Here is a 22,281-nt window from a genome sequence, read left to right on the forward strand (position 1 = left end):
CAGCCTACGACCCGGGGCGCTCACGGCCGGTCGGAAAACGTCGCGAGCAGGCGCTGGAGGGAATCCAGCCGCGCAGCTGCGCCCGCTCCGAGCCGTCCCGCGCGGACGGCATCGGGCAGCGCGCAGTCGGGCGCGTCCGGGAGATGCGTGCACCCTCGGGGGCAGTCACGCGCGGCATCGGCCAGGTCGGTGAAGGCGCGCAGCAGATTGTCGGGCTCCACATGGCCGAGTCCGAACGATCGGACCCCGGGAGTGTCGATCACCCACCCGGACCCGCCCGCGCCGCGATAGCGCAGCGAAACGGTGGAACTGGAGGTATGGCGGCCACGGCCGGTCACCTCGTTCACGTGTCCGGTCGCGCGCTGGGCGGTGGGCACGAGCGCGTTCACGAGGGTGGACTTGCCGACGCCGGAATGGCCGACGAACACCGTGCTGTGCCCCACGAGAGCCTCACCGATCCGCTCGACGGGCATGTCGCCGCGGGCGCTGGTGAAGACATCCAGATCGATGCCGTCGAAGTGCGACAGGAAATCCGTCGGGTCGGCCAGGTCGGTCTTGGTCACCACCATGAGCGGATGCAGACCCGCATCCAGCGCGGCGACGAGGTAGCGGTCGACCAGGCGCGGTCTGGGCTCCGGATCGGCCGCGGCGACCACGATCAGCATCTGGTCGGCATTGGCGACGATGACGCGCTCGACCTGATCGGTGTCGTCAGCGCTGCGGCGCAGCAGCGACGCACGCTCCTCGATCCGCACGATCCGCGCGAGGGTGCCCTCCTCGCCCGAGGTATCGCCGACCACACGCACCCGATCACCGGTGACGATCGGAGTGCGGTGCAGTTCACGGGCGCGAGCCGCGGTGATCTCTCGCTCCGAGGGGAGGTCTTCAGCGACGAGGATGCTGTAGCGGCCGCGGTCCACGCCCTGCACGCGACCGATCTCGGCATCCTCATGTGCGGGCCGCCGCTTGGTGCGCGGGCGATTCGCCTTGGGATTGGGACGAACGCGGATGTCGCTCTCATCGAGCGCATCGTCATCCTCGTCGTCGAGGTCACCCAGCCAGCTCACGCGTCGGCATCCCCTGACCGGGTGATCTGGCCGGAGAGCATCCGGTCCCAGAGCTCGGTGAACTGGGGGAGGGTCTTGGCCGTGGTGCCGATGTCGTCGACGACCACGCCGGGCACAGCCAGTCCGATGAGGGCTCCCGTCGTCGCCATGCGGTGATCGTGGTGCGCGCGCCAGACGCCGCCGTGGAGGGGGCGAGGGTGCACGCGCAGTCCGTCCGGCAGTTCTTCGGCGTCGCCGCCGAGGTCGCGGAGGTTGCCGACGAGCGCCGCGATCCGATCCGTTTCGTGCGCCCGGATGTGGCCGACGCCCGTGATCGTCGTGGGGGCATCCGCGAAAGCCGCCAGACCCACGATCGTCGGGGTGAGTTCGCTGGCCGCCGACAGGTCGAGCGAGACACCGTGGATGCCGGCGCGCCCGGCCGTGACCGTGAGCGCGCCACCGCGGCGCGACACGCGTCCGCCGAGGCCGGACAGCAGGTCCGTGAGCAGCGCGCCCGGCTGCGTCGAGCGTGAGGGCCATCCGGTCACCGCCACCGACCCTCCGGCGATCATCGCGGCGGCCAGGAACGGCGCCGCGTTCGACAGGTCCGGCTCGATCGGGACATCCTTTCCGCGCGGCGTGCCCGGGGGGACGATCCACTCGCGCGAGGTGGGACGTTCGACGTGGATGCCGCGACGGCTGAGCGACTCGACCGTCATGTCGATGTGGGGAAGGCTGGGAAGACGCTCGCCCGAGTGGATGAGGTGCAGGCCGGTGTCGAAGCGGGGCGCGGCCATCAGCAGGCCCGACACGAACTGGCTCGACGCGCTCGCATCGATGACGACTTCACCGCCGCGGACATGCCCGTGACCTCGTACCTGGAAGGGCAGGCCCCAGCGGCCCTCGTCGTCGATGTCGATGCCGAGGTCTCGCAGGGCGGTGATCAGGGCGCCCATCGGGCGGTGGAGTGCGCTCGGGTGCGCCGTGAGGGTCACGTCTCCCGTCGCGAGTCCCGCCGCGGCTGCGACGAACCGCATGACAGTGCCGGCCTGGCCGCAGTCGACGGTGACGTCGCCCCGCAGCCGGGCGGGGGGTGTGACGCGCAGGTCCGGTCCGAAGGGGCTCTCGCTCGGAACGCGTTCGATCTGCACGCCGAGCGCCGTCAACGCCTCGACCATGCGATCCGAGTCCTCGGAGTGGAGGGGGGCGTGGAGGGTGCCCGGCGCATCCGCGAGCGCGGCGATCAGGAGTTCACGATTGGTCAGAGACTTCGATCCCGGTATCGCCAGCCGCGCATCCAGCGCGCCGAAGGCGCTCGGAGCGTGCCAGCCGCCCGGTGTCTGCCGCGGCGACGCCGGTGTGTCCGAGGCGGAGTGGGAATAGGTGTCGCCCGTCATCGGTTCATAGCCTAACGAAGCCCTCGGAGGAGCCCGATGTCGACCGCCACCTTGCTGGACGTAGACTTGCGCACGATGACAGACCCGTCGCCCGCGCCGGTCGATCCTCGCGCGCAATTCGAAGCTCAGGCACTGCCGTTCATGGACCAGCTCTATGCGGCCGCAATGCGCATGACCCGCAACCCGTCGGATGCCGCCGATCTCGTGCAGGAGACCTTCGTCAAGGCCTACGCATCGTGGTCGACGTTCACCCAGGGCACGAACCTCAAGGCGTGGCTCTACCGCATCCTGACCAACGCCTATATCAACACGTACCGCAAGCGTCAGCGGGAGCCGTACCAGAGCGCGATCGACGACCTCGAGGACTGGCAGCTCGGTGGCGCGGAGTCCACGACAGCCACGAGCACCCGATCGGCCGAAGCCGAGGCGATCGATCACATGCCGGCATCGGTCGTCAAAGACGCGCTGCAATCGATTCCCGAGGACTTCCGACTGGCGGTGTACCTCGCCGACGTCGAGGGATTCGCGTACCAGGAGATCGCCGAGATCATGAAGACACCCATCGGCACCGTGATGAGCCGCCTCCACCGAGGCAGGCGTCTGTTGCGTGAGCTGTTGGCAGATTACGCGGCCGAGCGCGGGATCTCGGCCGGCGCAAGGAGCACGAAATGACCGACTGCGGCTGTGAGAAGGCCACGCGCGACCTCGAGGAGTATCTGCGCGACGAGGTGTGCAAGACACAGCACGCCGACATCCGCGAGCACCTGGAGAACTGTCCTGCCTGCCGCGAAGAGGCGCTGGTGGCGACCACGCTCACGGATGCCGTCGCGCGCGCGTGCAAGGAGACCGCTCCGGAGCAGCTGCGCGACCAGGTTCTCGCAAAGCTGCGGGCCGTCCAAGCGCAGCACGACCTGGCGTAGCCAGGGTCAGACCGGTGCGAAAGCCCGCAGCGCTCGCGGGAGGACGTCGACGGTCAACGGGAGTGCGCCGACGGGCTCGCCGTCCGCGTACGCCGAAATGTCCGCAGCCGCGACCGTCACCGACCGTGCGCGATGGAGTTCGATCTCGGGTTGCCCGAGGTGCGTCCCACGGTTGACGCGGGGAAGAAGCCGGAGGAAGCGCATGCGTCCGACGCTGCGCACGAGGAACAGATCGAGCAGTCCGTCCGCGGGGTCGGCCGGAGGGCAGATCGGGATGCCGCCGCCGTATGTCGGGCCGTTGGCGACGCTCGCCATGAGAAGGTCCTGAACCCGCTCGTGTCCCTCGCCGTCTGCATCCTGCCAGGTCACGCGGTAGCGGGAGGTGCGTAGGCGCGCGAGCTCCTGCAGGATCGCGATCTGGTAACGTGCGGCGCCGCGCGGCCATGTCATGCGATTCGCGCGATCGTTGACACGCGAATCGAAACCCGTCGCGAGCACCGAGCAGAAGACGGTCGACGTGCCGTCTGGGCGGGTGATGCGGGCGAGGTCCACTGCCCGCGTTCGCGCGTCGACGACGAGATCCACGGCCCGCTCGGGGTCCTGCTCGGGGATGCCGAGCGCGGCGGCGATGTCATTGCCGGTGCCGGCCGGGATGATCCCGAGCGGGATGTCGGTGCCCGCGAGCTCCTGCAGTGCAAGCGCGACGGTGCCGTCACCGCCGACGACGACGAGCCCGTCGACGCCGCCCGCGAGCGCGGTGCGGAGCCGGGATCTGGATGAGGTGGCGTCGGTCTCATGGATGACGCTCAGTGCGAGGCCGCGTTCGGCGAGCCGCGCGATCGCGCGGTCGGCGAACCCACCGGCGGTCCCGCCGCGAGCCGACGGGTTCACCAGGACCGTGATGTCCATGGGCCTCCCGACCGTGTCGCTGCGAGCGCGGCCAGGGCCGTGGGCATCCCCGTCGGGGAGATTAGAACTTCAGGGCCTTCGCCATGATCTCCGCCTGCTCTGCCGCGTGGACCTTCGGCGATCCGGTCGCGGTCGATGCGGCGGCCGGACGCGAGATCCGCCGGATCGTGCGGCCATGCAGGTGCTTCACGACCTCGAGCGCGATGAACGGCCAGGCGCCCTGGTTCTCGGGCTCGTCCTGCACCCAGAAGAGCTCGGCGTTCGGGTAGCTGTCGATGACGGCGTTCAGCTCATCGATCGGCGCCGGCGCGTACTGTTCGAGGCGGACGAGGGCGACCTGCGGGTTCGGGTTCTTGTCGAGCTCGGCCTTCAGATCCCAGTGGATCTTGCCGGAGTGGAGGAGTACCCGGGTGACGGCGTTCTTGTCGAGTGTCCGGTCGTCATCGAGCACCGGCTCGAACTTTCCGGACAGGAAGTCCTCGACGGGACTGGTCGCTCCGCGCAGCCGCAGCATCGCCTTCGGCGTGAAGACGATGAGCGGGCGGCGCGGGCGGGCGTAGGCCTGGCGACGCAGCAGGTGGAAGTAGGAGGCCGGGGTGGACGGCCGTGCGACGGTCATGTTCTCCTGCGCGTACATCTGCAGGTAGCGCTCGATGCGCGCCGACGAGTGGTCCGGCCCCTGTCCTTCGTAGCCGTGGGGGAGCAGCAGGACGACGCTCGACTGCTGGCCCCACTTCTGGTCGGCGGAGGAGATGAACTCGTCGATCACCGACTGGGCCCCGTTCGCGAAGTCGCCGAACTGTGCTTCCCACAGCACGAGAGCGTCCGGACGCTCGACGGAGTAACCGTATTCGAAGCCCATCGCGGCGTACTCGCTCAGCAGCGAGTCGTAGATCCAGAACCGGCCCTGCGAGGCGGAGAGGTTGACCAGCGGCAGCCATTCCTGTCCGTTCGCGCGGTCGTGGAACACCGCATGACGCTGCACGAACGTGCCGCGACGCGAGTCCTGTCCGACCATGCGCACGTTGGTGCCCTCGACCAGAAGGGTTCCGAAGGCCAGCAACTCGCCGAAGGCCCAATCGACGTTGCCGTTACGGCTCATGTCGTGGCGCTTGTCGAGCAGCTGCTGCAGCTTGTTGTGGACGGTGAAGCCCTCGGGCTTGTTCACGAAAGCGTCGCCGATGAGGTGGACGACGTCACGCGAAACGCCGGTGGTCGCGGGCGCGCCGAGAGTCTCGATGGGACCGGTCGCGGGAGCGGGGACGACCTCTGAGGCGCCGGTCTCTGCCGCGTGCGTCTCGGCGAAGGCGAGCTCAAGACGTCCCTGGAAGTCCTTCTTCGCCTGCTCGTACTGCTCCTCGGTGATGTCACCACGACCGACGAGAGCCTCGGTGTACAGGCGGCGCACCGACCGCTTGGCCTCGATGAGATTGGTCATCAGCGGCTGGGTCATCGATGGGTCGTCGCCCTCGTTGTGACCGCGGCGGCGGTAGCAGACCAGGTCGATCACGACGTCCCGATGGAAGCGCTCGCGGTAGGCGAAGGCGACTTGGGCGACGCGCACCACGGCTTCGGGATCGTCGCCGTTCACGTGCAGGATCGGCGCCTGGATGGTCTTTGCGACGTCGGTCGCGTAGATCGATGAGCGGCCGTCCTGGGGGAGCGTCGTGAAGCCCACCTGGTTGTTGACCACGATGTGCACGGTGCCGCCGGTGCGGTAGGCGCGCAGCTGGGACATCTGCAGGGTCTCGACCACGACGCCCTGACCCGCAAAGGCGGCGTCGCCGTGCACGAGCACGGGGAGCCACGAGTACGTTCCGATGGGCTTGCGGTCCTGCTTGGCGCGCGTGATGCCCTCCAGGACGCCGTCGACCGTCTCGAGGTGCGACGGGTTCGCGGCCAGGTACACCGGCAGCTGCTCACCGCCGTCGGCGACGAAGGTGCCTTCTGTGCCCAGGTGGTACTTGACGTCACCCGAGCCCTTCTTCGAGCCGATCGCGATGCGGCCCTCGAACTCCTGGAAGACCTGTCCATAGGTCTTTCCGGCCACGTTGGTGAGTACGTTCAGGCGTCCGCGGTGAGCCATACCGATCGCCGCGCCGTCCATGCCCGATTCCGCTGCCCCCTGCAGAACCTCATCCAGCAGCGGGATCAGAGACTCGCCGCCCTCGAGGCTGAAGCGCTTCTGGCCGACGTACTTGGTCTGCAGGAACGTCTCGAAGGCCTCGGCCTCGTTGAGCTTGCTGAGGATGCGCAGCTGCTCGTCGTGGCTGGGCTTCTGGTACTTCACCTCGACGTTCTGCTGGAACCAGCGACGCTGTTCGGGGTCCTGGATGTGCATGTACTCGATGCCGATCGTGCGGCAGTACGAGTCGCGCAGGACGCCGAGGATCTCTCGCAGCTTCATGGTGCGCTTGCCGCCGAATCCGCCCGTGACGAATTCGCGGTCCAAGTCCCAGAACGTCAGACCGTGCGACTCGATCTCGAGGTCGGCGTGGGTGCGCTGGCTGTACTCCAGGGGGTCGATGTCGGCCATCAGGTGGCCGCGCACCCGGAAGCTGTTGATCAGCTCGTGCACGCGAGCGGTCTTGTCGATGCGCTCGGCAACGTCGACGTTGATGTCGCTGGCCCAGTGGATGGGCGCATAGGGGATGCGCAGCTCGGCGAAGATGTCCTCGTAGAAGTCCCGCTGGCCGATGAGCAGCTCGTGCACCTTCTTGAGGAACTCGCCGGATCCTGCGCCCTGGATGACGCGGTGATCGTACGTGCTGGTGAGGGTGATCGTCTTGCCGATCGCCAGTTCGTTGAGCGTCTTGTCGCTCGCGCCCTGGAACTCGGCGGGGTATTCGAGGGCGCCCGCACCGATGATGCAACCCTGCCCCTTCATGAGGCGGGGAACAGAGTGGACGGTTCCGATGCCACCGGGGTTGGTCAGTGACACCGTCGTGCCCTGGAAGTCCGCGGCCGTCAGCTTGTTCTTGCGGGCGCGCGAGACGAGGTCCTCGTAGGCCGCGAGGTACTCGCCGAAGGTCAGGGTGTCGGCCTTCTTGATGGAGGGCACCAACAGTGCACGGGTGCCGTCCGGCTTGGGGATGTCGATCGCGATGCCGAAGTTGACGTGCGCGGGAGCGACCACCGAGGGCTTGCCGTCGACCTCCGAATAGAAGACATTCTGGCTCGGGAACTCGCCCAGCGTGCGGATGATCGCCCACCCGATCAGGTGCGTGAAACTCACCTTGCCGCCGCGGGTACGCGACATGTGGTTGTTGATGACGATGCGATTGTCGATCAGGAGCTTCGCCGGAATCGTGCGCACGCTTGTCGCGGTGGGTACCGTGAGCGACTCGTCCATGTTGGCCGCGAGGGCCTTGGGCATGCCCTTGAGCACCGTGACGACGTCTTCCTCGGTCTGCTCGGAGGCGGCGACGCGCGGGGTCGCCGGGGCCTGCGCGGGGATCGGCTGCGATGCGGCCGGGCGAGCAGTCGTCTTCGCGACCGGCTGGGCACCGATCACGGGGACCGGTGCCGTCACGGGGTGCGCATCCGTCGCGGGAGAGGGGGCCGGCGGTGCCGCAGGTGCGGGGGTCGCGGCGTCCGCGGGCTGGTAGGCCTCGAGCACCGGCCACCAGGCCTTGTCGACGGAGTTCCGGTCGACTCGGAACTGCTCGTACATCTCTTCAACGAGCCACTCATTGGCGCCGAACACGCCTTCGCTCGCTGTTCCGACGCCGGTTGTCTGACTCGACACGCTCGATCGCCCGCTTTCGTCACGGTTTCGTCGCGGTCCTTCGTCTTTGCGGCCGCGGCACTCGACTATCCAGGATAGTCCGTGATCGAGGGAGCCGACGCCGCGCACCGGCCCCGATCGACTCGAATCCGTCACGATTACCGTGCGGGTTCGGCGGGTACGCTTGGCGCACATGGAGTTCTACGGGCCCTCGCCGAGTTACGACCTCACCTATTCCGACGTCTTCCTCGTCCCTCGTCACTCCGAGGTGAGCAGCCGCCTGGATGTCGATCTGTCACCGAGGGATGGCACGACGGCGACGATTCCGCTGGTGGCCTCCAACATGAATTCGGTCACGGGGCCCCGACTGGCCGCCACCTTGTCGCGTCGCGGTGGAGTCGGCGTACTGCCGCAGGACCTCCCGCTGCAGCAGCTCGACAGCGCGATCCGATGGGTGAAGGCCCAGCCCGTCGACTGGGACACACCGGTGCTCCTGTCCCCGGATGCGACAGTCGCCGACGCCCTGCGCCTGCTGCCTCCGACCGAGGGGCACGGGGTCGTGGTCGCCGATGCCGAGCACGGGACCTCGATCGAGGGTGTGCACGGGATCGTCTCAGCGGTGCGCCTGGGAACGGCGCTGCCGGATGCGCGACTCGGAGATCTGACCCGCGGGCGCCCCGCCGCCATCGAGGCCGAGGACATCAGCTCGCCGCGGGCGGCGTTCGACCTGCTCGAGGCGGCCGAGGCCGAGATGGTGTGCGTCGTGCGCCACGGCGAGCTCGTGGGAACCCTGTCGCGACGCAGTGCCCTGCGCTCCAATCTCTACCGTCCCGCGGTCGACGCGCAGGGCCGTCTGATCGTCGCCGCTGCGATCGGTATCAACGGTGATGTCGCGGCCAAGGCGCGCGCGCTGGCCGCGGCCGGTGTGGACGTCCTCGTCGTGGACACCGCCCACGGCCATCAGGGAGGAATGCTCCGTGCACTGCGGGAGGTGTCGGGTGCCGTGGCCGGCATCCCGATCGTCGCGGGCAACATCGTCACCGCTGCCGGCGTCGCCGATCTGGTCGACGCCGGTGCGGACATCCTCAAGGTCGGCGTGGGACCGGGCGCGATGTGCACGACGCGCATGATGACCGCTGTCGGCCGTCCCCAGTTCTCCGCGGTGCTCGAGACCGCCGAAGCGGCTCGTGCCGCCGGAGCCCACGTCTGGGCGGACGGCGGTGTGCGCTACCCCCGCGACGTGGCGCTGGCGCTTGCCGCAGGGGCTGCCTCGGTGATGATCGGGTCCTGGTTCGCTGGGACGATCGAGGCGCCGGGGGAGCTGCAGCGTGACGAGCACGGACGGATCTTCAAGGAATCCTGGGGAATGGCCTCAACGAAAGCAGTGCAGGCCCGCTTCGGTCGACTCGACGCGTACGAGAGGGCCCGCAAGGAGCTGTTCGCCGAAGGCATCTCGTCCTCGAAGATCTACCTCGATCCACAGCGTCCGGGAGTGGAGGACCTGCTGGACATGATCACCTCGGGAGTGCGGTCCTCGTTCACCTACGCCGGCGCCGATTCGGTGCCCCGATTCCACGAACGTGCCCTGGTTGGTCTGCAGTCGGCGGCCGGGTACGAGGAAGGCAAGGCGCTCCCGGTCAGCTGGTGAGCCGTGCCGCCCGCGGGCGGCTAGACTGGGCGCACGATGGACGACCCTCCGAGTTGCCGACGATCGCCCCACCGACCCGCACCCCTGACCGGGGGTGATGTGTGATGGAACTCGTCATGCTGGGCGTGGGGCTTGTGCTCACCGTCGGAACCGGCCTGTTCGTCGCGAGCGAGTTCGCGCTCGTGAACCTCGATCGCGCAGACCTCGAGTCGCGTCGCGCGGCGGGGGAGTCGCGTCTGTCATTGACGATCAGCGCTCTGCGGATCACCTCGACGCACCTCTCCAGCGCGCAGCTGGGCATCACCCTGACGACTCTCCTCACCGGGTACACGATGGAACCGGCGATCTCGAATCTGCTGCGCCCGGTCTTTGCGCAGTGGGGATGGCCGGACTCGGTCACCACCCCCACGGCGGCGGTGATCGGCGTCGGTATCGCGACGGTGGTCTCGATGGTGCTCGGTGAACTGGTACCGAAGAACTTCGCGCTCGCCGTTCCTCGCCAGACGGCGAAGCTGGTCATGCCCTTCCAGATGGCCTTCACAACGGTGTTCCGTCCGGCCGTGGTCGTCCTCAACGGCAGCGCCAACAGTGTGCTCCGGGCAATGGGTGTCGAGCCCAAGGAGGAGCTTTCGGGTGCGAGGTCGGCTGAGGAGCTGTCCAGCCTCGTGCGACGCTCCGCCAGCGCCGGCGTGCTCGAGCAGGACACCGCGTCGCTGCTGGACCGTTCTCTCACCTTCGCGCGGCACACCGCGGCCGACGTCATGACCCCGCGTCCCAGCATCCATGCGCTTGCGGCGGAGGATCCCGTGGAGGATCTCATCCAGCTGGCGCGCCGCACCGGACACAGCCGCTTTCCTGTCACAGGGGAGTCGATGGACGACGTTGTCGGCATCGCGCACCTCAAAGCCGCCGTGGGCGTTCCGCGCGGCAAGCGCGCCGAGGTTCCCGTCTCAGCGATCGCGACCGAGCCGATCCGGGTGCCCGAGGCGGTCCATCTGGATGCGCTGCTGGCGGAGCTTCGCAGTCGCGGCTATCAGATGGCCATCGTCGTCGACGAGTACGGCGGAACGGCCGGCGTGGTCACGCTCGAGGACCTCGTCGAGGAGATCGTCGGAGAGGTGCTCGACGAGCACGACCGTCGCCGCCTCGACGTGGTGCGCGCCGAGGGTCATGTCGAGTTCCCGGGCGATCTGCGACCCGACGAGGCCCTGGACCGCACCGGCGTGCGCATCCCGGAGGGCGATGTCTATGACACTGTCGGCGGATTCGTGATGAGCGAACTCGAGCGCATTCCGGTCGTGGGCGACGTCGTTCCGACCGAGGAGGGCACCCTCGAGGTCGTTCGGATGGACGGTCGCCGTGTCGATCGCGTGCGCTTCACACCGACGCCGCTGCCCAGCAGCGCCGATGAGAGCGAGGCCCGGTCGTGAACGATTGGGCGGGACTGGCATGGCTGGTCGTATTGCTGTTGGCCAATGCCTTCTTCGTCGGGGCGGAATTCGCGGTCATCTCGGCGCGCCGCTCGCAGATCGAGCCCTTGGCTGAGCGTGGGTCGCGTGCGGCGAAGACCGCGCTCTACGCCATGGAACATGCCACTCTCATGCTCGCGACATCGCAGCTGGGCATCACGATCTGCTCGCTGTTGATCCTGAACGTCTCCGAGCCGGCGATCCACCATCTCTTGGCAGAGCCGCTGGGACTCACCGGTTGGAGCGAGGCGGTCGTCGACGGTATCGCCTTCGTCGTCGCGCTCGTGCTGGTCTCCTACCTGCACGTCGTGATCGGTGAGATGATCCCCAAGAACCTCGCGTTCTCCGTTCCCGACCGCGCGGTGCTCATGCTCGCGACGCCCCTGGTCTGGTTCTCGAAGCTGTTCCACCCCGTGATCGTGGTCCTGAACTGGATCGCCAACCACATCGTGAGACTGTTCCGGGTGCAGCCCAAGGATGAGGCGGCCTCCACCTTCACCCTCGAAGAGGTGGCCACCATCGTCGCGCAGTCGCGGATGGAGGGCGTGCTCGAGGACGCGGCGGGTACCGTCACCGCGGTGGTGGAGTTCACCGAAAAGACCGCCGGGAACATCGCCGTCCCGCTCGAACAGATCATCACGCTGCCACAGACCACGACCGCGAAGCAGATCGAGCGGGCCGTCGCGAAGAACGGGTTCTCCCGCTACGTCATCGTGGATGACACCGGCGCTCCCGTCGGGTACGTGCATCTCAAGGACATCCTGCGCGCTGCGGAGGGCGAGGATGCAGCCACCGAGGTGGTGCGTCCGATCGACGGGGCCCGCATCCACCAGATGGTGCCGTTGACGGCCGAGACCGAGCTCGAGGACGCACTGGCGATGATGCGCGAGCGAGGCCGTCATCTTGCGCTCGTCTCCGACGACGCGGGCGCTCCGGTGGGTGTGCTGTTTCTCGAGGACGTCATCGAGGAGCTCGTCGGCGAGGTCCAGGACGCCACGCGGCGCGGGTGGGCCCGCTCCCGCTGACCGGACGGCGGATCGCTGCTGACCGCGAGTAGCGTGACGGTATGACCGGTGGATGGGACGCGCGAGCGACCGGCGCGGTGTTGCGGGCGCCGGGGCCGACGGACGACAAGTACACCCGCGGCGTCGTCGGCATGCGCACGGGATCGCGCACCTACCCCGGGGCGGCGGTGTTGGGCGTGGAGGCGGCCTGGCGGACAGGGATCGGCATGGTCCGCTATCTCGGCGCCTCCCGCGCGGCGCGGCTGGTGCTGCAGCGGCGTCCTGAGACAGTCATCGCGCCCGGACGGGTGCAGTCGTGGGTCATCGGTTCGGGCACGGACCCAGCCACCCGCACCGCGTCCGAGACGCGGGCTCTGCGAGAGGTGCTCGCCGGGTCGGAACCGGTGGTGGTGGATGCCGGAGCGCTCGACCTGGCGAGCGAGGCGCATGCGCCGATGATCGTCACACCACACGCGAGCGAACACGAGCGGCTGCGCCGGATGCTCGACCAGCCGCCGGGTGGAGAGGATCCGCTCGCGGCGGCGAACGACACGGCCCAACGGCTGGGTGCCGTCGTGGTGCTCAAGGGTGCCGCGACCGTCATCGCCGCTCCCGGCAGCGCGATTCTGCGCATGCCGGTGGCGACCTCATGGCTGGCCACCGCCGGCACGGGGGATGTCCTCGCCGGCATCGTGGGGGCCGTCGTGGCGGGCGCGCGTGCCGCCGACCGTGCCGCACCCCTGGCCGCGTGCGCTGCCGCCGGGGTCTGGCTGCACAGCCGAGCCGCGGGGCTCGCGAGCGAGGCGGTCGGCGGCGGCCCGATCGTCGCGCTGGATGTCGCTGCGCACGTGCCGCAGGCTGTGGCCGAGGCGCTGCGCGCAGTCCGCTGAGGTTGCCCTCGTAGGATGGCCCCGTGAGGCGTCGCGGATGGCTGTGGGTGGCTTTCGTGTTCGTCCATGCTTTCGTGGCCGTGATGGGCTATCAGCTGCCGCATGCTCCGATGGGGGATGTCTATCTCGTCTACGAACCGTGGTCGGGCTGCGCGCTGGGCATGCTCGAGTACTGCGATGCGTCGGGGTGGCAGGTCGTGGGCATCACAGAGTCGTGGGTGTATCCGATCCTCGCGCTCGTGCCGATGATCGCGGCGTGGGCCTTCGAGGGTCTCGTCTCGTATACGCCTGCGTGGGCGATCCTGGTCGGGATCGTGGATGCCGTGGCCTTCGCGGTACTGATCGGGGATGCCCGTTCGCGCGGCAGGGTCACGGCAGGGGTGTTCTGGCTCGCGTTCATGGTGGCGCTGGGGCCGGTCGGGATCTATCGCCTCGAGGGGATCACCGTGCCGGTGGCGATCCTCGGCGTCCTCTGGCTGATCGGCAGGCCCCGGTGGGGATCAGCCCTGCTCGCGGTCGCGACCTGGATCAAGGTGTGGCCGGCGGCGCTCCTGGCGGCAGCCCTCGTCGCTGTGCGCCGTCGCCGTGCCGTCATCGGCGGCGCGGCGCTGGTGAGCGTGGGGACGATCCTCGTTGTCGTGGTGCTGGGGGGCGCCCCGTACCTGTTCGGGTTCGTGTCGGACCAGGCCGAGCGCGGTCTGCAGATCGAGGCTCCGGTGTCGGCCGTCTACCTGTGGTTGTCCTCGTGGGGGATCGCAGATGCGCAGGTCTATTACTCGTCGTCGATGCTCACCTTCGAAGCCACCGGTCCCGGGGTCGACGGGGTGATCGCCGTCATGACGCCACTGCTGGCGATCGTCGCCATCGCCGTGACGCTTCTCGCCGTGTGGGCGCTCCGGCGTGGCGCACACTTTGTGTCGCTCTTCCCGGCCTTCGCCTTCGCCCTGGTGATGGTGCTGATCGTGGTCAACAAGGTCGGCTCGCCGCAGTACATGACCTGGATGATCGCTCCGCTGGTATTCGGACTGGTGATCGATCGACACCGCTGGATGGCGCCCGCAGCCCTCGCCATGATCGTCGCCGTGCTCACCCAGATCGTGTATCCGATCTTCTACAACTTCCTGATGACCGCGCACCCTCCCTGGGGTGTGGTCGCGGTTCTGACCGCACGCAACGTGCTCCTTCTCGCCCTGCTCGTCTGGGCGCTGGTGCGCCTCGTGCGCGTCGCGCTCGCCGCCTCGACCCTTGACCGCGCCCTCGCGCCCGACACCGAGAGGATCACACGATGATCGTCGCCTTCTCCGTCGCCCCCAGCGGAACCGGCCGCGAGGACGGCTCCGTGCACGATGCGGTCGCCGCCGCCGTCACGGTGGTCCGCGAGTCTGGTCTCCCGCACCGCACCAGTTCGATGTTCACCGAGATCGAGGGGGAGTGGGACGAGGTCTTCGCTGTTGTGAAGGCCGCGACCGCGGCGGTCGAGCCGTTTGGATCACGCGTATCGCTCGTCCTGAAAGCCGACATCCGCCCGGGGCGTTCCGGCGAGATGGAAGGCAAGATCGAGCGCCTGGAGAAGGCGATCCACGAACTCGCTGACTGACCTCCGCGAGCCTCGGCGACGCCCGACCGCTCCGCGCGCCCCTAGACTTGCGAGGTGACTTCCTCGTCTTCGACGAGGGGTGCGGCGAAGTGGGCGCTCCTCTCCCTCGCCATCGGCAGCTTCGGCATCGGCATGACCGAGTTCGTCATCATGGGGCTCCTCCCGGATGTCGCCCGAGACCTGGAACCCACGCTGTGGGCCAGCGACCCTGACGCCGCGATCGCCCAGGCGGGCATCCTCATCAGCCTCTACGCGCTCGGGGTCGTGATCGGCGCCCCGACCATCGCCGGCGCGGTGGCCCGCTACCCCCGCCACCGGGTGATGCTGGCACTGGCCCTCGCGCTCACGGTCTTCAACGCCCTCACCGTGTTCGCTCCCACGTTCGAGCTGGTCGCGGTCTCGCGGTTCCTGTCGGGGCTTCCGCATGGCGCGTACTTCGGCATCGGTGCGCTCGTCGCGGCGGATGTGATGGGGCCGGGAAAGCGTGCCAAGGGTGTCGCCTTCGTGCTCACCGGCCTCACGATCGCGAACGTGGTCGGCGTGCCTCTGGGAACCTTCCTCGGCCAGCAGGTGGGTTGGCGCGCCGCTTTCGCCGTCGTCGCCGGCATCTTCGCGCTGGCGGCGATCACGATCGCGGTCTTCGTGCCCGCCCACGACGGTGACAAGGGGCGCACGTTCCTCGCCGAGCTGTCGGTGTTCACAGTCGGTCAGGTGTGGCTGGCCCTCGGCTCGGGGGCCATCGGCTTCGGCGGGATGTTCGCCGTCTACAGCTACGTTGCGCCCATGATCACCGAGGTGGCCGGTTCTCCGGCATGGAGCGTGCCGCTCGTGCTGGTGGGGATGGGGCTCGGGATGACGGTGGGAAACCTCGTCGGCGGGGCGCTGGCCGACATCGATCTGCGCCGCACGATCCTGGGCGGGTTCATCGCTCTGGCCGCGGTCCTGTCCCTGCTCGCACTGACCATGACCGGCATCGTGCTGCTCGCGGTCTTCGTCTTCGGCGTCGGCTTCGTCTCGTCGATGCTCAGCCCCGCCATCCAGACCCGCCTGATGGAGGTCGCCGGCGACAATCAGTCGATCGCTGCGGCACTGAACCACTCGGCGCTCAACATCGGCAACAGCCTCGGCGCGGCTCTCGGTGGCGCCGTCATCGCCGCAGGCCTGGGTTTCGTCGCCCCCGCCTGGGTGGGAGTCGTGCTGGCGCTGGCCGGTTTCGGGATCGCCGCAGTCAGCTATGGGATCGAACGTGCCGCAACGCGCACGCCCGATGCCTCAGGACTCAAGCAGTCGGCGTAGGTGACGGCTGACCTCGGCGGTCTCGATAAGGAAACCGTCGTGACCGAAGTCGCTGGTGATCACAGCGGCGCGATCCGCGTCGAGGCTCGTGGGAAGTGCGCGTGCGATCCGGTGCTGGCCGTCGATGGGGAAGAGCCGGTCGCTGTCGATGCCGACGACCAGGGAGGTCGCTGTCACCCGCGACAGTGCCTCCTCGACGCCGCCACGCCCGCGCCCGATGTCGTGTGAGTTCATCGCGTCGACCAGGACGATGTAGCTGTTCGCGTCGAAGCGGCGCGTGAACCGGTTGCCGTGGAAGTCCAGATAGGACTCCACGGCGAACCTGCCGCCATGACCGAGCGGGCTCACTCCGGACTGCCAGGAGCGCTGGAATCGCTGGTTGAGCTCGGTGGGGGAGCGGTAGTTCAGCAGGGCCATCCGCCGCGCCAGGGCGAGTCCCCGGTGCGGTCCGTCGCCGTCTCCGGCGTCGTAGTACTCGCCGCCCTGGAAGCGCGGGTCCATGCGGATGGCATCCAACTGCACCGAGTTCAGGGCGATCTGATCGGCGGTGTTGGTGGGCGGAGCGGAGAGGACGCCGAGGCGCTGCACGCGATCGGGCATCTCGATGGCCCATTCCATGGCGTGCATCCCACCCATCGATCCGCCGATCACGGCGGCCCAGACATCGACGCCCAAGGCGTCGGCGAGCTGTCGCTGGGCCGCGACCTGATCGCGGATCGTCAGGTACGGGAAACGGGCGGCCCACTCGTAGCCGTCGGGGGCGATACTGGCCGGCCCCGACGACCCCTGGCAGCCGCCGAGCATGTTGGGGGCGACGACGAACCAGCGGTCGGTGTCGATGGCCGCTCCCGGGCCGACGATGTCACCCCACCAGCCGTCGGTCGCGTGTCCGGGGCCTGCAGGCCCGCGCACGTGCGAGTCGCCGGTCAGGGCGTGTAGCAACAGGACGGCGTTGTCGCGGCCCGGCGAGAGCTCACCCCACGACTCGTAGGCGAGCCGATACGAAGGGAGTTCGCGCCCGCCCTCGGTGCGGAAGGCGCCGAACGCAGCGAAGTGCCGCTCGCCGACCGGGTCGCCGTCGCGCCAGGCTCCGGTCGCGGGGGGACGCCCCAGGAGTAGTCGCGCGTCAGCCTCGGTCACGGGCGCAGAGGGCACCGTGTCTTCCGAGGTCTGCCAGTCCATGTCGACCATTCTCCCGGGTCGCGGGCCCCGGATGCCGCAATGTGACATTTCGGGCCGTGCGTCAACGACGAGGGGTCGCGACACGCCGCTGGCCCGATGGCCTCAGCGGCGTGTTGCGACCCCTCGCGTGGGAGTGCGGTGATCAGGCGGTCGCGGCCGCTCCGACGTTGCGGGAGGCGGCGAGAGCCTGCGCGAGGTCTGCCTTCAGGTCCTCGATGTTCTCCAGGCCGACCGAGAGGCGTACGAGGCCCGGGGTGACGCCGGTGGTCAGCTGCTGCTCAGGGGTGAGCTGGGAGTGGGTCGTCGAGGCCGGGTGGATCACGAGCGAGCGCACGTCGCCGATGTTGGCGAGGTGGCTGAACAGCTCGAGCGAGTCGACGAACGCGCGTCCCGCATCCACGCCGCCCTTGAGCTCGAATGAGAGCACCGCACCGACGCCCTTGGGAGCGTAGGTGTTGGCCGTCGCGTACCAGGGGGAGGTGGGCAGACCCGAGTAGTTCACGGAGGCGACGTCGTCGTGGTTCTCGAGCCACTCCGCGATCTCCTGCGCGTTCTGCACGTGACGCTCCACCCGCAGCGACAGGGTCTCGATGCCCTGGATCAGAAGCCACGCGTTGATCGGCGAGATCGCCGATCCGAGGTCGCGCAGCAGCTGCACGCGGGCCTTGATGATGTACGCGAGCCCGTCGCCGACCGCCGTCGTGTACGAGGCGCCGTGGTACGAGGGATCGGGCTCGGTCAGTCCGGGGAACTTGTCGACGTTCTGCGACCATGCGAACTTCCCGCCGTCGACGATGATGCCGCCGATCGTGGTGCCGTGTCCGCCCAGGAACTTCGTGGCCGAGTGGATGACGATGTCGGCGCCGTGCTCGAGGGGGCGGATGAGATACGGGGTGGCGATCGTGTTGTCGACGATCAGCGGGACGCCCGCCTCGTGGGCCACGGCGGAGACCGACGCGATGTCGAGGATGTTGATCTTCGGGTTTCCGATGGTTTCGGCGAAGAACAGCTTGGTGTTCGGGCGGACTGCGCGCCGCCACTCCTCGGCGTCGTCCTGGTTCTCGACGAACGTCGTCTCGATACCGAGCTTTGCCAGCGTGTACTTGAAGAGGTTGTAGGTGCCGCCGTAGATCGAGCTCGAAGAAACGATGTGATCCCCGGCTTCGGCGATGTTGAGCACGGCGAACGTCTCGGCGGCCTGCCCGCTGGACACCAGGAGCGCCCCGGTGCCGCCCTCCAGCGCCGCGACGCGCTGCTCCACGACATCCTGGGTGGGGTTCTGGATGCGGGTGTAGATGTTGCCGAACTCGGCCAGCGCGAACAGGTTCGCGGCGTGATCGGCGTTGTCGAACACGTACGAGGTCGTCTGGTAGATCGGGGTCGCGCGGGACTTGGTGACCGGGTCGGGCGCGGCGCCGGAGTGGATCTGCTTGGTTTCGAACTTCCAGTTCTCGACTGCGGACATGGGAACTCCTGAAATCTGTCGGGGACGGTCGGCGGCTGACCGGCCTAGAAAGAGGGTAGAGAGCGTGGCGGCTGTCAACAAGGAAACGGAAATGTGACGTAACACGATCGCACTAGCGTGGTGGGGTGAGCAGACGTGTTGTCGTGACAGGAGCAAGTTCGGGTATCGGTGCGGCGACAGCGCGCGCCATGCGTCACGCGGGGTGGGAGGTCGTCGCCGTCGCGCGTCGCGCTGAGCGCCTCGCCGCGCTGGAGGAGGAGACGGGCGCCGTCGCCTTCGCCGCCGACCTCACCAGCGATGCCGACGTCGCGGCGCTGCTGGCGTTCCTGAAGGATTCCGGCCCGGTGCACGCGCTGGCCCATGTTGCCGGCGGTGCGATGGGCGTCGACCGTGTCGAAGACGGCTCCCTCGACGACTGGCGCTGGATGTACGAGGCGAACGTGCTCTCGGCCCAGCGACTGACGGCAGGCATGCTGCCGCTGCTACGCGACGCCTCGGAATCGGGCAATGCCGACCTGCTGTTCGTGACCTCCACCGCCGCACAGGTCGCCTACGCCGGCGGCGGGGGATACAACGCCGCCAAGGCGGCGGAGTCGATGCTCGTGAGCGCCCTGCGGCTGGAGTTGGCGGGAGAGCCGCTGCGGGTGATCGAGATCGCCCCCGGGATGGTGCACACCGAAGAATTCAGCCTCAATCGGCTGCGTGGTGACCAGTCCGGCGCCGACGCGGTGTACGAGGGCGTCCAGAACCCCCTCACCGCTGCCGACGTCGCGGATGTCATCCGGTACGCACTGATGGCACCCGGCCACGTCAACCTCGACCTCGTGACGGTTCGTCCCGTCGCTCAGGCTGCGCAGCACGTCGTCGCCCGCGGCCCTCTCCGGGTGCGCGCGGACTGACCTCGGCGCGCCTCAGCCGGCCGCGCGCGGCTCGCTGAGGACGACGGCGGTGTCATCGGTGTCGGCGAAGGCGACTTTCGGCACGAACAGCAGCAGCACGGCCGCCAGGAATCCGCCGCCGGCGCAGATCGCCCACACGGCCAGGTAGCCGCCGAGGGACGCGGCGGTCTCGCTCGCGAGCGTGCCCGCCCCGACCGCGAGCAGGACGCCGAAGACGGCGGAGGCGAACGCGCCACCGATCGTCTTGGTGGTGTTGGTCAGGGCCGAAGCGATACCGGTCTGTCCCCGTGGCGCTGCGGCGGCGGCCGCCGCCGGCAGCGCCCCCACCAGTGCACCCGAGCCGAGGCCCGCGATCATCAGGTTCAGCAGCACCTGCCACAGCTCAGTGTGGAACGGCAGGAACAGCGTGTACCCCACGCCGACCAGCACCGAGGCGCCGATGAGGATCAGCCGAGGGTTCGCGCGGCGCGAGAGGATGGCGAAGATCACGGCTCCGATGATGAGGGAGATCAGGTACACCCCGATCACGTAAGAGCGTTCGGATGCGCCCAGTCCCAGCCCGTAGCCGAGAGACGAGTCGGTCCCCGCGTAGGTCGACAGCGGCCCCTGCGCCCCCAGGAGCGAGATGCCGACGAGGAAGGCGGTGATCTGCACCGGCCACATCTCGGGACGGCGCAACACGCGGATGTCGATGGCGGGGTCCTTGTGGCCGAGCTCGTACCGCACGAACCACACGAACACCGCGATACCGGCGGCGAACAGGCCGGCAACCCACCACCAGGCGGCGGGGCCGAGGTCCAGCTGGGAGATGAGGCGCATGTAGACGAGGGCCCCGGTGACGAGGATCAGACCCCAGGTCAACAGGACGAAGCCCCAGGTGTCCAGCGCCCTTCCCGGAACCGGCTCGGACTCGGGGACACCGAGCCAGATGACGATCGCCACGAGGGTGACGGCGATCGCGGGGATCATCATGGTCACGGTCAGGTCGCCGGTCGCCTTGAAGATCTGGCCGGCTGCGAGCGCGCCCGCGATCGCGCCGGCCTCGAGTCCCACCACCAGCAGACCCGCGGCGCGGCGCGTCGCCGAGATGCCGCGGTTCTGGCGCCGCCCACGCTCGAAGATCAGGGCGACCTCGAGAGGCAGCCACACGACGTAGAAGCCCTGCAGCGCCCAGGCGATGAGGAACGTCCAGAAATCGTTCGCGAACACCAGCCACCAGGTCGCTCCCGCCGTGAGCAGCGACGAGATGAGCAGGATCTTCTTGTGACCGTACATGTCGCCGAGCTTGGCGAGGATCGGCACGACGATCGCCGACAGGAGCAACTGCGCCGCCTCGAACCAGTTGACATCCGAGTCGTGGATGTCCAGCGCGATGACGATGTCGCTGAAGAGCGGCACGTAGTAGCCCTGCAGGATCCCGCTGACGAACTCGACGAGCACGAACCAGCCGATCAGGCCCGCCGTGATGCCCAGTCCCGTGCCGCGGAGCCGGTCGAGCGGCGTCGCGGAGGGGAGAGATGCTGGCGGTTCGCTCGGGGAAGGCGCAGACATGCCGCGACATTAGCACTGCGCCGTCGCCTAGTCTGATTCGCGGACACGACGACAGGAGCAGCACGTGGAGCACGAACGGGAACACCTCACCTGGCAGGGATTCGGAGACGCGATGCGGGAGCTTTCCCGTGTGATCGTCGCCGACGGATTCATGCCCGAGGTCGTCGTCGCGATCGCGCGCGGGGGGCTGCTGCCGGGGGGAGCGATCGCCTACGGGTTGGGGATGAAGAACTGCGGCGCCATCAACGTGGAGTTCTACACCGGCATCGGCACGGTGCTCCCGGCTCCCGAGCTGCTGCCTCCTGAGCTCGACATGACGTACCTCGAGGGCAGGCGCGTGCTACTGGTCGACGACGTCGCCGACAGCGGCCGCACGCTCGATCTGGCGGTGCGTCTGCTGGCAGATCAGGGTGCGGAGGTCCGCTCGGCGGTCATCTACACGAAGCCGACGACGATCATCCAGCCCGACTACAGCTGGAAGAACACCGACCTGTGGATCGATTTCCCGTGGTCGTGGCAGGGATCGGTCATCGAAGAGGACGCCGGGGCGCCTGCGAGCGCCTGAACGCCGCGGAGCTGGTGATGGCCTCGACCCTTCCCGAACTCGCCGCGAGCGGCCTCATCGATTCGGAGTGGGCGCAGCGGCTGGCGCCGGTGGCGCCGCGCATCGCGGAGCTCGGCGACCGCCTTCGCGCCGAGACGGCTGCCGGGCGGAGCTATCTCCCGGCAGGTGACCGGGTGCTCCGCGCGTTCGCCAGACCGTTCTCGGATGTCAGGGTGCTGATCGTCGGGCAGGATCCGTACCCCACGCCGGGGCACCCGATCGGCCTGTCTTTCGCGGTGGACGCGCATGTGCGACCGCTGCCGCGCAGCCTCTCGAACATCTACCGCGAGCTGGAGGCAGATCTCGGCATCCCGCCCGCAGCGCACGGCGATCTATCGCGGTGGAGCGATCAGGGCGTGCTGCTGCTGAACCGTGTGCTCACGGTCGCTCCGGGCGCGCCGGCGTCGCATCGCGGCTGGGGGTGGGAGGCTGTCACCGAGCACGCCATCCGGGAGCTCGCCTCCCGGGACCTGCCGCTGGTCGCGATCCTGTGGGGACGGGATGCGGCGACGCTGCGACCGCTGCTGGGGGACACGCCCGCCATCGAGTCCCCGCATCCGTCACCGCTGTCCGCCAGTCGGGGCTTCTTCGGGTCACGTCCCTTCTCCCGCGCGAACGCGCTGCTCGAACAGCAGGGTGGCGCACCGATCGATTGGCGCGTCGAGGTCGACGCGTAG

Annotated in this window: 19 protein-coding genes; 12 read left to right on the forward strand and 7 right to left on the reverse strand. The window is 68.7% G+C overall.

The window, feature by feature from the left end; genetic code table 11:
• Positions 1-20: 20 nt before the first annotated feature.
• Positions 21-1,067: a ribosome small subunit-dependent GTPase A gene (rsgA, locus tag ABD206_RS01530; RefSeq protein WP_344068263.1), complete on the reverse strand. Its 1,047-nt coding sequence runs from the start codon at positions 1,065-1,067 to the stop codon at positions 21-23.
• Positions 1,064-2,443 carry a 3-phosphoshikimate 1-carboxyvinyltransferase gene (aroA, locus tag ABD206_RS01535; protein ID WP_344068266.1) on the reverse strand — a complete coding sequence of 460 codons (1,380 nt, stop codon included), beginning with the start codon at positions 2,441-2,443 and terminating at the stop codon, positions 1,064-1,066. The genes rsgA and aroA overlap by 4 nt, the downstream gene beginning before the upstream one ends.
• 75 nt (positions 2,444-2,518) lie before the next feature.
• Between aroA and ABD206_RS01540 the strand changes: the two genes are divergently transcribed.
• Together ABD206_RS01540 and ABD206_RS01545 are read left to right on the forward strand one after the other, a co-directional pair.
• A complete protein-coding gene (locus ABD206_RS01540) occupies positions 2,519-3,115 on the forward strand; it encodes a sigma-70 family RNA polymerase sigma factor (RefSeq protein WP_344068268.1) in 597 nt (198 codons plus the stop codon).
• On the forward strand, positions 3,112-3,363 hold the full coding sequence (locus ABD206_RS01545; RefSeq protein WP_344068271.1) for a zf-HC2 domain-containing protein: 252 nt from the start codon (positions 3,112-3,114) through the stop codon (positions 3,361-3,363). Before ABD206_RS01540 ends, ABD206_RS01545 begins: the two co-directional genes overlap by 4 nt.
• A 6-nt stretch (positions 3,364-3,369) precedes the next feature.
• Here ABD206_RS01545 and ABD206_RS01550 read toward each other — a convergent pair whose 3' ends face one another.
• Both ABD206_RS01550 and ABD206_RS01555 read right to left on the reverse strand, forming a co-directional pair.
• Positions 3,370-4,272: a diacylglycerol kinase gene (locus ABD206_RS01550; protein ID WP_344068274.1), complete on the reverse strand. Its 903-nt coding sequence runs from the start codon at positions 4,270-4,272 to the stop codon at positions 3,370-3,372.
• Positions 4,273-4,333: 61 nt separating this feature from the next.
• Positions 4,334-8,020, reverse strand: a complete 3,687-nt coding sequence (locus tag ABD206_RS01555) for a multifunctional oxoglutarate decarboxylase/oxoglutarate dehydrogenase thiamine pyrophosphate-binding subunit/dihydrolipoyllysine-residue succinyltransferase subunit (protein ID WP_344068278.1) — start codon at positions 8,018-8,020, stop codon at positions 4,334-4,336.
• 172 nt (positions 8,021-8,192) lie between these two features.
• Between ABD206_RS01555 and guaB1 the strand changes: the two genes are divergently transcribed.
• From guaB1 to ABD206_RS01590, 7 genes are all read left to right on the forward strand, one after another.
• The gene (guaB1, locus tag ABD206_RS01560; protein ID WP_344068281.1) at positions 8,193-9,647 is read left to right on the forward strand and encodes a GMP reductase; all 1,455 of its coding nucleotides are present in this window, start codon (positions 8,193-8,195) and stop codon (positions 9,645-9,647) included.
• Positions 9,648-9,751: 104 nt separating this feature from the next.
• Positions 9,752-11,077, forward strand: a complete 1,326-nt coding sequence (locus ABD206_RS01565) for a hemolysin family protein (protein WP_344068284.1) — start codon at positions 9,752-9,754, stop codon at positions 11,075-11,077.
• A complete protein-coding gene (locus ABD206_RS01570; protein WP_344068286.1) occupies positions 11,074-12,141 on the forward strand; it encodes a hemolysin family protein in 1,068 nt (355 codons plus the stop codon). The genes ABD206_RS01565 and ABD206_RS01570 overlap by 4 nt, the downstream gene beginning before the upstream one ends.
• A 41-nt stretch (positions 12,142-12,182) precedes the next feature.
• Complete coding sequence (locus ABD206_RS01575; protein WP_344068288.1) at positions 12,183-13,010, forward strand: ADP-dependent NAD(P)H-hydrate dehydratase; 828 nt, start codon at positions 12,183-12,185, stop codon at positions 13,008-13,010.
• A gap of 23 nt (positions 13,011-13,033) precedes the next feature.
• Positions 13,034-14,299, forward strand: coding sequence for a glycosyltransferase 87 family protein (locus tag ABD206_RS01580; RefSeq protein ID WP_344068290.1), 1,266 nt, complete (start codon positions 13,034-13,036; stop codon positions 14,297-14,299).
• The gene (locus tag ABD206_RS01585; protein ID WP_344068293.1) at positions 14,296-14,607 is read left to right on the forward strand and encodes a thiamine-binding protein; all 312 of its coding nucleotides are present in this window, start codon (positions 14,296-14,298) and stop codon (positions 14,605-14,607) included. The genes ABD206_RS01580 and ABD206_RS01585 overlap by 4 nt, the downstream gene beginning before the upstream one ends.
• 54 nt (positions 14,608-14,661) lie before the next feature.
• The gene (locus tag ABD206_RS01590; protein ID WP_344068296.1) at positions 14,662-15,903 is read left to right on the forward strand and encodes an MFS transporter; all 1,242 of its coding nucleotides are present in this window, start codon (positions 14,662-14,664) and stop codon (positions 15,901-15,903) included.
• Here the strand turns inward: ABD206_RS01590 and metX are convergent.
• A complete protein-coding gene (gene metX / locus ABD206_RS01595) occupies positions 15,880-17,085 on the reverse strand; it encodes a homoserine O-acetyltransferase MetX (RefSeq protein WP_344068299.1) in 1,206 nt (401 codons plus the stop codon). The two genes, ABD206_RS01590 and metX, sit on opposite strands and share 24 nt — an antisense overlap.
• 142 nt (positions 17,086-17,227) lie before the next feature.
• A complete protein-coding gene (locus tag ABD206_RS01600) occupies positions 17,228-18,550 on the reverse strand; it encodes a bifunctional o-acetylhomoserine/o-acetylserine sulfhydrylase (protein ID WP_344068302.1) in 1,323 nt (440 codons plus the stop codon).
• A gap of 125 nt (positions 18,551-18,675) precedes the next feature.
• Here ABD206_RS01600 and ABD206_RS01605 point away from each other — a divergent pair, with 125 nt between their 5' ends.
• Entirely contained in the window at positions 18,676-19,449 is a 774-nt protein-coding gene (locus ABD206_RS01605; protein WP_344068305.1) for an SDR family oxidoreductase, read from the forward strand.
• A 12-nt stretch (positions 19,450-19,461) separates the two neighbouring features.
• On the opposite strand, the gene ABD206_RS01610 is transcribed toward ABD206_RS01605, so the two are convergent.
• Entirely contained in the window at positions 19,462-21,000 is a 1,539-nt protein-coding gene (locus ABD206_RS01610; protein WP_344068308.1) for an MFS transporter, read from the reverse strand.
• 64 nt (positions 21,001-21,064) lie between these two features.
• Between ABD206_RS01610 and ABD206_RS01615 the strand changes: the two genes are divergently transcribed.
• Both ABD206_RS01615 and ABD206_RS01620 read left to right on the forward strand, forming a co-directional pair.
• The gene (locus tag ABD206_RS01615; RefSeq protein WP_344068311.1) at positions 21,065-21,565 is read left to right on the forward strand and encodes a phosphoribosyltransferase; all 501 of its coding nucleotides are present in this window, start codon (positions 21,065-21,067) and stop codon (positions 21,563-21,565) included.
• Positions 21,566-21,582: 17 nt separating this feature from the next.
• A complete protein-coding gene (locus ABD206_RS01620) occupies positions 21,583-22,281 on the forward strand; it encodes a uracil-DNA glycosylase (RefSeq protein ID WP_344068314.1) in 699 nt (232 codons plus the stop codon).

The organism is Microbacterium sediminicola, assembly GCF_039531125.1.
GTDB lineage: Bacteria > Actinomycetota > Actinomycetes > Actinomycetales > Microbacteriaceae > Microbacterium > Microbacterium sediminicola.